We start from the raw sequence: 11,738 nt of genomic DNA on the forward strand, positions 1-11,738 counted from the left end.
TCTGGGGCACGCTGAGCTTCCGTTCTGCGGCTGGGCACGCTGGCACCGTGAGGGGCTGATCCCTCTGGCGGACGGTGACGGGTGCGCCTGCTGCTGTCTGGCCACGGCGCGCGACGGGTCGCGGAGGTCATGGCTGTCGCCGCGTGGAACCAGGCCGGGAGGCCAGGGGGTTGGTTCCATGCGGCGACATTCAATGCTGGACGACTGTCCAAGAGTTATGGAACCCCCTCCGCGGAGGCGTGCCTCACAAAAACTGGGCGCAGATGGTGGTGCGGACGTGAAGGGCCGACAACCTGGGGTGTGCGCGCTCACATTGAAGGGCGCAGGGCCATGCGTGACACTTCGAGCATGGCCCATCACGACCAGGCCGCGAACGGATCCGTGCCCACCCCCGCCGGACAACCCGTCACCGTGTCCATCCACCGCATCGTCAACCCCGACCACATCCCCGAGGTCACCCGCTGGGTGCAGTCGGGCGTCAACCTCGCCAACCGCTGGGACGGCTTTCTCGGCTCGGGCTGGATCCGCGCCGCCGAGGGCTCCCGCGACTGGCACATGCTCTACCGCTTCGCCGACGCAGACCGGCTCGCCGCCTGGGAGCAGTCCGCCGAACGCCGGGACTGGCTGGCGCAGGGCACTGGCCTCGTCGAGGAGCTGCGCTACCAGCAGCGGACGGGCATCGAGGGCTGGTTCGAGGACCCGACACGCACTGACGAGCCGGCCGACGTCGCAGCCGTCGTCGTGCCGCCCCGGTGGAAGCAGGCGACGAGCATCTGGCTCGGCTTCTTCCCGGTGAACCTGCTCTTCACCGCCCTGTTCACCTACCTGGTGCCCGGGTGGGACGACGTCGCGCTGGTGCTCAAGGTGCTGATCTCGACGCTGATCCTGACGCCGATCATGGCGTACTGGGTGCTCCCGTGGGTGACCCGCAGCCTGCACGGCTGGCTGCACCGGACGTAGCCCGCACCGGACGGAGCCCCGCACCGGACGGAGCCCCACACCGCACGGGACAGGCGTCAGGCGGTACCGGCCACGACCCGCTGCGCCGGGACCCTGCGCCGCCGCAACCGGATCCCGCCCCGGCCCGGCAACGGTGGCGCGGCCTGCTGGGCGTTCAGGCCGGCGAGCCAGCCGGCGAACCGCTCCGGCCGGTCGGTGATGACGGCGTCGACACCCGTGCCGTCGTCGGTGTCGACGAGCGTGGTCCACGCGGCGGGGTCGTTCGCCGTCCAGGACATGACCCGCAGGCCGGCCGCGTGCAGCCGGGACACCAGGCGCGGGCTGCCAGCGACCGTCGCGACCGACGGGTTGCAGGCGACCACACGAAGGCGCTCGCAGAGGCGCAGCAGCCCGGGCGGGTCGAACGAGACGAGCAGGCCGCCCGGCAGGTGCGGCGCGACGTCGCGCACCGTGGCCACGGTGCCCGGCCAGAAGCTCTGGACGAGGACGCGGTGGTCGAACCCGGCGTCGGCGATCGTGGCGGTGACCCGCTCGACCTGCTCCGTGGTCCACGAGCCCTTGAGCTCCAGCAGCAGGTCCGTGTCCGGGTGCCGCGCGAGCACGCCCAGCACGTCGGCGAGCGTGGGCACGCGCTGTCCTCTGAACGCGGGGGAGAAACGTGCGCCGGCGTCGAGCCCGAGCACCTCGTGCGAGGTCAGGGCGGAGACCTTGCCCGTGCCGTCGGTGGTGGCGTCGACGGTCTCGTCGTGGATCACGGCGCCCACGCCGTCGGCGGTGGGCTGAAGATCGATCTCGACGGCGTCCGCGCCCGCGCGGCACGCGGCCTCGACCGCGGCGAGCGTGTTCTGCGGGGCGACCGCGGAGTATCCGCGGTGGGCGATGACTGCGGGACTGGCGACGGCCATGCTGACCTCCGGGTCTGCGGTTCGCTCTCAACGCTAGGCCGCTCCCGCGCGGCTTCCCAGTGGGAGGCGGGCGAATTCCGGAGGTGTTCCGGGACAGTTCACCGCCCGGCCCTGAGACCGCCGTGTCGGCCACCCGGGCGAAACCCGCCGGATGCGCGAATTCCCAGCGCCTGGTGGTTTCATGTCCGCCATGGTCCGACCTGTCATCACCGCCCCGGCCGGCTTCCGGGCCCGCGGGTCCCTTGTCGCACTCGCCACGCTCGTCCTGCTCGCCGGCTGCTCGGCCGACGGCGATGCCGACGCCGGGGCGAGCGCTTCGCCGTCGGGCAGCGTGAGCGCCGCACCCTCCGCACGGCCAGACCCGGATGCGCCGCTGGACGCGAATCAGGCGTGCGCCGCGATGTACGTCGACAACGACAAAACGCTCGAGGAGCGGATCGGCACAGCCCTTGTCGGCGCGAGCGACGGGCTCGACGGCCAGGCGGCCGACCAGATGCACGCGACGGCGGTGGAGCTCGGCCGGCTCGAGACGCGTGTGCCCGAGGAGTTCAGGGGCCCGGTCGAGAAGATCCGGGTGCCGTTCCTGCAGCTGCAGGAGGCGCTCGACCTGGCGGAGGGCGAGCAGGTGGAGCTCGACGTCGCCTCGACGGTCGAGGGCCTCAAGGAGTACCAGGAGCTCTGCTGACGTCCTCGAAGACGCCCTGACCGGGCGTGAGCACCCGGCGGGGGTCGTACCGCTCCTTGGCGCTGCGCACGGCGGGCCAGCGCTCGCCGTAGTGGGTGCGCCAGTCGGCAGGGGTCAGGCGCAGGGCGTTCACCGGGTAGCTGGTGCCGCCGACGGCACGGACCTTGGCGTACAGCGCGTCGTTCTCGGCGATGAGGCGCTCCGCCTCGGCGTCGTCGGGTGGGCTCACCGCGCGGAGCAGCGCGAGCAGGAAGAACACCTGGCCCTCGGGGACCATCACCTGCGGGCGGGTGATCAGTGACCGGGTGGTCGGGTAGAGCAGGGCGACGCCGCCGGCGTCGGCGGGGGTGAGGGTGGTCAGGAGCTCGGTGACCACGTCGTCGGTCGCCGAGTCCGGGACGAACAGGTTGAGCCAGGGCCCTGGCAGCCGGAGCGCCTCGATCTGCTCGACGGTCTCGTAGATCCGGTTCAGCCATTCGAGGTACGGCAGGTCGGCGACGTCGACGCCGGAGGGAGCGAGGCCGGCGAGCAGGGCGTCGTCGTCGGGCGGCTCGCTCGTGAACCAGGCCCCGCCCTCCAGGACGAAGACGAAGCCGTCGTCGTCGGTGGGGACGAGCTGACCCTCCAGGTAGTCGAAGCGGCCGTCGGCCAGGGCCGTGCGCTGGGCGGCCGTCAGGTCGGTGACCTGCGGGTACGTCAGCGTGTAGACGCGGGCCATGGCCGGGGCCGGCACGAGCCGGACGGTTGCGCGCACGATGACGGCGAACTGGCCGAGCCCGCCGAGCACCGCCTCGAACAGCTCGCGCTCGTGGTCGGCGGAGCACGTGACGAGCCGGCCGTCGCCCGTGACCACCTCGAGCTCGAACGTGTTGTCCACGAGCAGTCCGAAGTGCTGCGAGGTGCCACCGATCCCACCGACGCACAGCGTGCCGCCGACCGAGAGGCCGAGGTAGTCGGTGGTGACGGGCGGCGCGAGGCCGACGGCCAGGCCCGCGCGGACCAGGTCGAGCCACTGCACGCCGGCGTCGACCACCGCCCGGTCAGGCTTGATCTCGTGGATCGTGGCGAGCGTGCGGGAGTCGATGACGATGCCGCAGTCGGCCTGCGCCTGGCCGAACGTCGAGTGGCCCTGCCCGCGCACGGCGACCGTGAGGCCGTGCTCGTTCGCGAAGCGCACCACGGTGACGACGTCGCTGACCGAACCGGGCCGCAGCACCGCACGCGGGCGCCGGTGGACCAGGTGCCCGTAGTCGGTGGCCGCCTCGGTGAGGGATGCGTCGTCCGTGACGAGCTCGCCGTCGAGGCGAGGACTCGGGACCGCCCCGGTGTTCTCCGGGAAGCTGGTGAGCCACTGTGACGTCATCGGATCGAACGCGACGACGGCAGCGCCTGCCAGAGTTGTGCGGCGGTCGAGCTGTGTCATGTGAGCCCCTCAGCATCGGGTGGGCGTCCACGGTACCGGTCGCGGAGCGCACGGTGGTGCGCATTCCGTGGACGAGCTGTCAGGACAGGCCCGCGAGCCGGTAGACGACGAGGCTGCCCGCGACCGCGACATTCAGGCTCGCACCCCAGCCGGTCATCGGGATCTCGACGCACTCGTCGACGTCCGCGAGCACGTCGTCCGGCACGCCCTGGTGCTCGTGCCCGCGCGGGGTGTCGACCCTGGCCAGCGCTTCCTCGCGGTACGACGAGAGCGGTGCTGACCAGCGCTCTCGCGTGGTCGGCACCGCTCGGCGGTACAGCGGGATGTCGGAGCTGGGCGTCAGTTCGCGGCGTCGCCCTCGGCCAGCCGCGCGAGCTGGGCGGTGGTCGAGCCCCAGCCCTCGGCGAAGCCCAGCTCGGCGTGCCGGGCGCGGTCGGCCGGATCGCCGTGCCGCACGGTGACCCGGTAGTCGGTGCCGTCCGGGTGGTCCCGCAGGACGACCTCCGCGGTCATCGGGACCGGCGCCGGGCTCGTCGGGCGCCACTCGCTGTTGATCGCGTTGGTGAACACCAGGCGCTCGTACTCGTCGACGGCGAGGAAGCAGGCGTCCAGGTGCGGGACGAACGCCTCGCCGTCGTCGCTCATCAGCGTGACGAAGCCGCCCCCGGCGTGGACGTCGAGGCGCTCGACGCGGCAGTGGGTAGGGGCGGGGATCCACCACTGTGCCAGCTTGGCGGGCTGCGTCCAGGCGTCCCACACCTGCTTGCGGGGCGCGCGGATGATGCGGTCGATGCTGAGGTCGAGCTCGGGGTTCATGCGTTCTCCTCGGTGACGAACTGCTCCAGGCGGTCGGTGCGGCCTGTCCAGATCCTGCGCTGCTCGGCGAGCCAGTCCTCGACGAGCGCGAACTGCTCCTTGTTGAGCTCGCAGGTGCGTACCCGGCCCGACTTCGCGGTGCGGATCAGGCCGTTCGACTCGAGCACCCGCACGTGCTTCATGAAAGAGGGCAACGTCATCGGGGCGTCCTTGGCGAGATCGCCGACGCTCGCGGGCCCGCGACCGAGCCGCCGGACCACCGCGCGCCTGGTGGGGTCCGCGAGGGCCACGAAGACGCCGTCGAGCACTGCTGAATGCTGAGCCATGTGGCTAAATATTAGCGCGCAGAACACTTAGCGCAAGGGCTAAGTGTTTTGCCCGGGCAGGCAGGCGGCATGGCGTGCCGGGAAGGAGAAGGACTGGTCGCTGTCGCGATGGTGGGCCCCCCGGGGATCGAACCCGGAACCCGCGGATTAAAAGTCCGCTGCTCTGCCAGTTGAGCTAGAGGCCCGCGTGCCCGGCATCCGGGCGGCGCGAGTAGAAAGCCTACCGGTCAGGTGCGGTGAGGTCGTAGACGCCGCCGAGCGGGGCACCGTACGTCTTCAAGTGGCGTCTGTCACGCGCTGTCTCACCCACCGGGAGATATCGGGTTAAATGCGTCTCACGCTTGCGTTGTACCGGTGGGCTTGGTTCGGTGGACGAGACCGCGGAGAACCAATCTGAGGAGCTCAACGTGCTCACCGTGACCGACAATGCCCGTACGGCCGTCCAGGACCTTGCTCAGCAGGCTGGTGTGCCGGTCGAAGGCGGACTGCGCATCGCGCAGGCGTCCGGCCAGCCCGGCAACTTCGAGCTCGCGCTGGTTCCGGCCCCGCAGCCCGACGACCAGGTCGTCGACGCCTCTGGTGCCACCAACGTGTTCGTCGAGGCGGAGGCTGCTCCTGCCCTGGACACGCTGACCCTGGACACCGACCCAGGTGCTGAGGGCCCGGGATTTGTGCTCACGCCCACGGCGTGACCCCTGGCGCCCCTGACCGGGCGCCGACCCAAGCAAGTTGAAGTCCGCTCGTACCAAGCGATGGGGCCCAGAACTCACGTGAGTTCTGGGCCCCATCGCTTGGTACGAGCGGACCTTCTTGCGGTCGGCAGCTCGTCAGAGCGCGACACCGAGGATCCACGCGCCGCCGAGCGCCAGCGCACCCAGGGTGACGAGCAGGAACATCGCCACCCAGAACAGGCCGCCGACGCCGGTCAGGCGAGCGAGCATGTCGGCGTCCGACGTCCGGGCCTGGCCGCGGGAGCGCTGGATCTGGAGCTCGAACACCGGGCGCACCGCGCCGAGCAGGAGGAACCACGTCACCGCGTAGGCGACGGCGCTCTGCACCTCGGGCTCCAGGAACCAGGTCACGAACACGAGCGCGGTGCCGCTGACGAGGATCGACCAGAGCCCGAACCAGTTACGGATCTGCAGGAGCAGCAGCGCGAGGAGCACCACGAGCAGCCACAGCAGCCCGACGGCGTAGCCGAGCTTGAGGAGCCACGCGGCCCCGAGGCCGATGAGGCCCGGCCCCACGTAGCCGGCGAACGCGGTGATGACCATGCCCGGACCGCGCGGCTTGCCGCGCGACACGGTCAGGCCGGAGGTGTCGGAGTGCAGCCGGATGCCTTCGAGCTTGCGGCCCGTGAGCAGGGCGCCGAGGCCGTGCGACGCCTCGTGGGCGATGGTGATGACGTGCCGCGTCACGTGCCACAGAGGCCTGTACAGGACGACGATCAGGGCGACCGCGCACATGCCGAGCACCATCAGGTTCGACGGCGGGTCCACCGGGGTGACCGCGTTGGTCCAGATGGTGCCGATCACGTCGCCGATGGCGGCGAACGGTCCGGCCGAGCTGGTCGCTGCGGGAATCATGCGCCACATAGAACCACACGGAACGTGACGTTCGCCGCAGCCATCGGCGACGATGACGTGAGATAGTGGGTGGTCGTGGGCGGCTTCAGCCGCCCGACGTCGTGGCCCCGGCCCGGGTTAGCACCCCGCCGCCCGGTGTGAGAGCACGGCGGACAACCGGCGCGATCCGCGCCGCCACCGAGCCCGAGAGGCCCATCTCCTTTGACTACGTTTGCCGACCTCGGTCTGCCCGCGCCCATCCTGCGCGTTCTGACAGACCGCGGCATCACTTCGCCGTTCCCCATTCAGACGGCGTCCCTGCCGGACTCCCTCGCCGGTCGCGACGTGCTCGGCCGCGGCCGCACCGGCTCCGGCAAGACCCTCGCGTTCGCCCTTCCGGTCGTGACGCGTCTCGCGACGTCCGGCGCTCGTTCGGCCGCTGCCGGACAGACGCGCCGTGCGGGGGGCCGCCCCCGCGCACTGATCCTGGCCCCGACGCGTGAGCTCGCGAACCAGATCGACGAGTCGATCGCTCCGCTGGCGCAGACCCTGGGTCTGAAGACCACCACCATCTTCGGCGGCGTGGCGCAGTCGCGCCAGGTCACCGCGCTCAACGCCGGCGTCGACATCGTCATCGCCTGCCCCGGCCGGCTCGAGGACCTGCTCGGCCAGCGGCACCTCACGCTCGAGGACGTCGAGATCACCGTGCTCGACGAGGCCGACCACATGGCCGACCTCGGGTTCCTGCCCGGCGTGAAGCGCATCCTGGACCGGACGTCCGCGAAGACCCAGCGCCTGCTGTTCTCGGCCACGCTGGACAACGGCGTGGACGTGCTGGTCAAGCGCTACCTGAACCAGCCGGTCACCCACTCCGTGGACGACGCCTCCGCGCCGCCCCCGCAGATGACGCACCACATCCTTGCCGTGGCCGACAAGGACGTGAAGAAGAACGTGGTGCACCAGCTCGCACAGGGCAAAGGCCGCCGCGTCCTCTTCATGCGGACCAAGCACCAGGCCAAGAAGCTCGCCAAGCAGCTCACCGCCGCGGGCGTGCCCGCAGTCGACCTGCACGGCAACCTCGGCCAGGGCGCGCGTGAGCGCAACCTCGCCGCGTTCTCGTCCGGCGAGGTCCGGGTGCTCGTCGCGACGGACATCGCCGCGCGTGGCATCCACGTGGACGACGTCGAGCTCGTGGTGCACGTGGACCCGCCCGCAGAGCACAAGGCGTACCTCCACCGCTCAGGGCGGACGGCGCGTGCCGGTTCCGGCGGCGACGTCGTGACCATCATGCTGCCCGAGGAGCGCAGCGACGTGCGTGACCTGACCCGCAAGGCGAAGATCACCGCCCGCCCGCAGGACGTCCGTCCCGGCGACGCGACGGTGACCAGCCTGGTCGGCGAGGTCGCGCCGTACGTGGAGTACGTGGAGCCCGCCCCGCAGCCGCAGGGTCGCCAGGGCCAGCCGCGCAAGCAGGGTGGACGCTCGCGCTCCGGCGCGCAGAGCACCGGTCAGACCGGTGGTCAGGGCGGCGGTCAGGGTGGCGGCCGGCAGAGCCAGCCGCGCAGCCAGGGCGCCGGCCAGTCGACCGGCCAGCGCAGTGCTGGTCGTCCGGCGTCGGGCGGCGGACGTACCGCAGCCGACCACTTCCCGCGGACGGGCGCCGCGGGTGCTCCCCGCAGCCGTCGGCGTGGCGGCCGTGGCCGCGGTGCGGGCAACCCGAACGCCTCGGCCGCGAGCTGACGCCTCGTAGCGCCGGTTCATAACGCCGGTTCATTACAGTAGCCAGAGCCCCCGGACCCGTCAGGGCCCGGGGGCTCTCGCCTGTTCCGAGCCGGGTGGGAACACCGCGGGCCGGAGCAAGGTTGGTATGCGCGGAGGTGTCTACATGACGTACAAGGTCTCGAAGTCCGACGAGGAGTGGCGCAAGGAGCTCTCGTCAGAGGAATACGCGGTGCTGCGGAGGGCGGGCACTGAACGGGCGTGGACGGGCGAGCTGCTCGACGAGAAGCGCACGGGTGTCTACCGGTGTCGCGCGTGTGACGCCGAGCTGTTCCGCTCGGACACCAAGTTCGACTCGCACTGCGGCTGGCCGTCGTTCTACAGCCCGCTCGCGGGGGACTCGGTAGAGCTGATCGAGGATCGTTCGCTCGGCATGGTCCGCACCGAGGTGCGCTGCGCCGCGTGCGGCTCGCACCTGGGGCACGTCTTCGACGACGCGCCGCAGACGCCGACCGGCGACCGGTTCTGCATGAACTCGGTGAGCCTCACGTTCGAGGAGAGCTGACCACCGGCGGACGGGTCAGTGGCTCTGCTTCCACGCGACGATGTCCGCCGAGTAGCGGTTGAGGAGCCTGGCCAGCTGGCTGACCTCTTCGGTCTCCCAGGTGGCCAGTGCCCCCTCCAGCATCGCCACCCGGCTGGAGCGCGCCCGGTCCAGCCGGGCGGCGCCGTCGGGCGTGAGGGTGATGCGCTGTCCGCGGCTGTCCTCCGGGTCGACCGTCCGTTCGACGAGGCCGAGCTCGGCCAGACGGCTGAGCTGCCGGGACACGGTGGCACGGCCGACCCCGAAGAAGGTGGCGAGGTCCGAGCCCCGCGCGCCCGGCCGTTCGGCGACATGTGCCAGGAGCGGGTACGCGCTGGCATCCAGCTCGGGATGGACCCGGCGTGCGATCGACGTCCCGGAGGACTGCGCGCGGCGGATCAGCAGCCGGATCTCCCGCTCCAGACCCTCGAACGGTCCCAGGTCGGTGCCGTCATCAGCGACCGCGCCGTCGACGACCGCGTCGTCGGCACCGTTGCCGGCGGCGACCTGGTCGTCGGGAGCGTCCGTGCTGGACCTGTCTGTGCTCGGGAACATCCGCCAATGATGACGCGTCAGGCCCTCGGCGCACAGTCCGCGGGCACGAAATCCCCCGATGTGGCTCACCGGCGGCCGGTCAGGCCGACTCCCGCACGACGACGGTCGCGCCCGCCGGGGGATCGGCCGGCGGCTCGAGGCCGAGCACGGTGCGTGCCGCGCGCTGGCCGTACGCCCCGGCGTCGATGTGCACGCTGGTGAGCGCGGGCGTCGCGAACGAGCCGTACTCGACGGCGTCGAAGCCGATCACGGCGAGCTCGTCCGGCACCGTGACGCCGAGCCCGTGCAGAGCGGCGAGCAGCTGCATCGCCACCGCGTCGTCGAACGCGGCCACCGCGCTCACGCCCGGGTGATCGCGGCGGAGGTCGCGTACCGCCTGGATCGCTGCCGCCTTGTCCCGCGGGACCGTCAGGACCACCGGCTCGGCCAGGCCGAGCCGGACGGACGCCTGCCTGGCGAAGCCGAGCCGTACCGCGGCCAGGCGGGCCCAGCCCGGATCCTCGGGCAGGGCGACCGCGACGGAGGCGTGCCCGGCGCGGACCAGATGGAGGAGCTGGACGAGGGTGTGCGCGGCCAGGCCGTCGACCCAGCCGCCGTCGTTGGTGGTGACGGGGCCTGCAGCGGCGTCCGCCGCCTCGTGCTGGTACAGCCCCGAGAGGTCGATGACGGCGCGGGGCGCGACCGACGCGACCACCGACTCGAGCCCACCGTGCAGCGGGGACCCGTGCCGCACCAGGAGCACGTGACCGTGCCGGGCGAGCTCGTCGTCGAGACCGCGGGTGTAGGCGTCGAGGCCTGGGCCACGGATGCCCTGCGGCAGGGCGAGCAGCACTATGCGCGAGCTGCCCTCGCGCAGCGCCTTGGCGATGGCGTGGGGCACGTAGCCGAGCTCCCGCGCCGCCGCCCGGACGCGCTCCTGGGTTGCCGGCAGGATGTGCTGCTCGGTGACGTCGTTGAGCACGAAGCTGACGGTGGCGGGCGAGACCCCGCTGGCCTCGGCGACGTCCCGCATGGTTACCCGGCGTGTGCCCATCCGGTGCTCCCCTTCTGGCCTGGTGCGCCGGCCCTGTGCGGCCCACCCGTTGCACTAATTCGATTTAGTGATCATAGTGGATCGGGAGCGAACGACAACACGGAGGGAGGCCGTCGCCATGAAGACGGTTATCGTCACAGGCCCTGGGACCACCGGGATCAAGGAGGTGCCGACACCGTCGGCCGGCCCCAAGGACGTGCTCGTACGGATGCGGGCGAGCGGCATCTGCGGCTCGGACGGCTACTACGTGTCGATCGGTGGTATCCCGCCGCGGCAGGGCGAGACGCCGCTCGGCCACGAGGGCGCCGGCGAGGTGGTCGAGGTCGGGTCCGAGGTGGAAGGCCTCGCCGTCGGCGATCACGTGGTGATCAACCCGATCGCACCGGGCAGCGGCATGATCGGCAGCGGCGGCCCGCAGGGCACGTTGTCGGAGTACCTCCTGGTCGAGAACGCGGTGCTCGGCACGAGCCTCGCGATCATCCCGGACGAGGTGCCGTTCGACGTCGCAGCCCTCAACGAGCCGATGGCGGTGGCCCGGCACGCCGTCAACCGCACAGGCGTGCGGCCCGGTGACAAGGTGGTGGTGTTCGGCGCGGGCCCTATCGGGCTGGGCGCGACCATCGGGTTCAAGCTCAGCGGCGCCGCGAGCGTCGTCGTGGTCGACCTGCTTCCCTCGCGCCTGGAGAAGGCTCTCGCCGTCGGCGCCGACGCCGTCATCAACTCCGCGGAGGAGGACGTGGCCACCCGGCTCACCGAGCTGCACGGGGCGGGCGTCACGGCGTTCGGCAAGCCGCGCGCGGGCACCGACGTCTACCTCGACGCGGCAGGCGCCCCGATCGTGCTCCAGACGGCGCTGGCGAACGCGAAGCACCACGCAACGATCTGCGTCGTCGCCGTCCACAAGAAGCCCGTCGAGGTCGACTTCGGCGCGATCCTCGACGCGGAGGTCAACATCGTGACGTCCATGGGGTACCCGACGGAGATCTTCGAGGTGACCAAGGAGATCGCCGACCACTGGGAGAAGTTCGCGGTGATCATCAGCGACCGCTTCGCGTTCGAGGACGCGCAGCGGGCCCTGGAGACGGCGGCGACGCCGGGCGCCGCCGACAAGGTGGTGGTCACGATCCCCTGACGCGGAGGGTCGAACCGGTGGTCGGGCTTTGCCGAG

Annotated in this window: 14 protein-coding genes and 1 tRNA gene; 6 read left to right on the forward strand and 9 right to left on the reverse strand. The window is 71.5% G+C overall.

Translation table 11 applies throughout. From position 1 onward, the window contains the following. The first annotated feature begins 348 nt into the window (after positions 1 to 348). Positions 349 to 960 (forward strand): antibiotic biosynthesis monooxygenase, encoded by a 612-nt coding sequence (locus AB0F70_RS05985; protein WP_357444624.1) that lies wholly within the window; start codon positions 349 to 351, stop codon positions 958 to 960. A gap of 56 nt (positions 961 to 1,016) precedes the next feature. Here AB0F70_RS05985 and AB0F70_RS05990 read toward each other — a convergent pair whose 3' ends face one another. Continuing rightward, entirely contained in the window at positions 1,017 to 1,865 is an 849-nt protein-coding gene (locus tag AB0F70_RS05990) for a glycerophosphodiester phosphodiesterase (protein WP_357444627.1), read from the reverse strand. 190 nt (positions 1,866 to 2,055) lie between these two features. On the opposite strand from AB0F70_RS05990, the gene AB0F70_RS05995 reads away from it, so the two are divergent. After that, positions 2,056 to 2,550 carry a hypothetical protein gene (locus AB0F70_RS05995; protein WP_357444630.1) on the forward strand — a complete coding sequence of 165 codons (495 nt, stop codon included), beginning with the start codon at positions 2,056 to 2,058 and terminating at the stop codon, positions 2,548 to 2,550. Here AB0F70_RS05995 and AB0F70_RS06000 read toward each other — a convergent pair. The 5 genes from AB0F70_RS06000 to AB0F70_RS06020 form a co-directional block, all read right to left on the reverse strand. Beyond that, on the reverse strand, positions 2,525 to 3,973 hold the full coding sequence (locus tag AB0F70_RS06000) for an FAD-binding protein (RefSeq protein ID WP_357444633.1): 1,449 nt from the start codon (positions 3,971 to 3,973) through the stop codon (positions 2,525 to 2,527). The two genes, AB0F70_RS05995 and AB0F70_RS06000, sit on opposite strands and share 26 nt — an antisense overlap. A gap of 79 nt (positions 3,974 to 4,052) precedes the next feature. Continuing rightward, positions 4,053 to 4,277, reverse strand: coding sequence for a TrmH family RNA methyltransferase (locus tag AB0F70_RS06005; RefSeq protein WP_357444636.1), 225 nt, complete (start codon positions 4,275 to 4,277; stop codon positions 4,053 to 4,055). Positions 4,278 to 4,312: 35 nt separating this feature from the next. Continuing rightward, positions 4,313 to 4,789: an SRPBCC domain-containing protein gene (locus AB0F70_RS06010; protein WP_357444639.1), complete on the reverse strand. Its 477-nt coding sequence runs from the start codon at positions 4,787 to 4,789 to the stop codon at positions 4,313 to 4,315. Further along, positions 4,786 to 5,115 carry a metalloregulator ArsR/SmtB family transcription factor gene (locus AB0F70_RS06015; RefSeq protein ID WP_357444642.1) on the reverse strand — a complete coding sequence of 110 codons (330 nt, stop codon included), beginning with the start codon at positions 5,113 to 5,115 and terminating at the stop codon, positions 4,786 to 4,788. Before AB0F70_RS06015 ends, AB0F70_RS06010 begins: the two co-directional genes overlap by 4 nt. Positions 5,116 to 5,224: 109 nt before the next feature. Next, positions 5,225 to 5,300, reverse strand: a tRNA-Lys gene (locus AB0F70_RS06020). Positions 5,301 to 5,522: 222 nt separating this feature from the next. On the opposite strand from AB0F70_RS06020, the gene AB0F70_RS06025 reads away from it, so the two are divergent. Next, entirely contained in the window at positions 5,523 to 5,807 is a 285-nt protein-coding gene (locus tag AB0F70_RS06025) for an iron-sulfur cluster biosynthesis family protein (RefSeq protein ID WP_116677444.1), read from the forward strand. 135 nt (positions 5,808 to 5,942) lie between these two features. On the opposite strand, the gene AB0F70_RS06030 is transcribed toward AB0F70_RS06025, so the two are convergent. Next, positions 5,943 to 6,710 carry a M50 family metallopeptidase gene (locus tag AB0F70_RS06030; protein ID WP_357444645.1) on the reverse strand — a complete coding sequence of 256 codons (768 nt, stop codon included), beginning with the start codon at positions 6,708 to 6,710 and terminating at the stop codon, positions 5,943 to 5,945. 192 nt (positions 6,711 to 6,902) lie between these two features. Between AB0F70_RS06030 and AB0F70_RS06035 the strand changes: the two genes are divergently transcribed. After that, on the forward strand, positions 6,903 to 8,420 hold the full coding sequence (locus tag AB0F70_RS06035; protein ID WP_357444648.1) for a DEAD/DEAH box helicase: 1,518 nt from the start codon (positions 6,903 to 6,905) through the stop codon (positions 8,418 to 8,420). Positions 8,421 to 8,565: 145 nt separating this feature from the next. Next, on the forward strand, positions 8,566 to 8,964 hold the full coding sequence (gene msrB, locus AB0F70_RS06040; RefSeq protein WP_357444651.1) for a peptide-methionine (R)-S-oxide reductase MsrB: 399 nt from the start codon (positions 8,566 to 8,568) through the stop codon (positions 8,962 to 8,964). A 15-nt stretch (positions 8,965 to 8,979) separates the two neighbouring features. Here msrB and AB0F70_RS06045 read toward each other — a convergent pair whose 3' ends face one another. Then, positions 8,980 to 9,537, reverse strand: coding sequence for a MarR family winged helix-turn-helix transcriptional regulator (locus tag AB0F70_RS06045; RefSeq protein ID WP_357444654.1), 558 nt, complete (start codon positions 9,535 to 9,537; stop codon positions 8,980 to 8,982). A 79-nt stretch (positions 9,538 to 9,616) separates the two neighbouring features. After that, the gene (locus tag AB0F70_RS06050) at positions 9,617 to 10,570 is read right to left on the reverse strand and encodes a LacI family DNA-binding transcriptional regulator (protein ID WP_357444657.1); all 954 of its coding nucleotides are present in this window, start codon (positions 10,568 to 10,570) and stop codon (positions 9,617 to 9,619) included. 118 nt (positions 10,571 to 10,688) lie between these two features. Between AB0F70_RS06050 and AB0F70_RS06055 the strand changes: the two genes are divergently transcribed. Next, complete coding sequence (locus AB0F70_RS06055) at positions 10,689 to 11,702, forward strand: zinc-binding dehydrogenase (protein WP_357444660.1); 1,014 nt, start codon at positions 10,689 to 10,691, stop codon at positions 11,700 to 11,702. The last annotated feature ends 36 nt before the right edge of the window (positions 11,703 to 11,738 follow it).

The sequence above is a fragment of the Promicromonospora sp. NPDC023805 genome (assembly GCF_040639635.1).
In the GTDB taxonomy this organism is placed as follows: domain Bacteria; phylum Actinomycetota; class Actinomycetes; order Actinomycetales; family Cellulomonadaceae; genus Promicromonospora.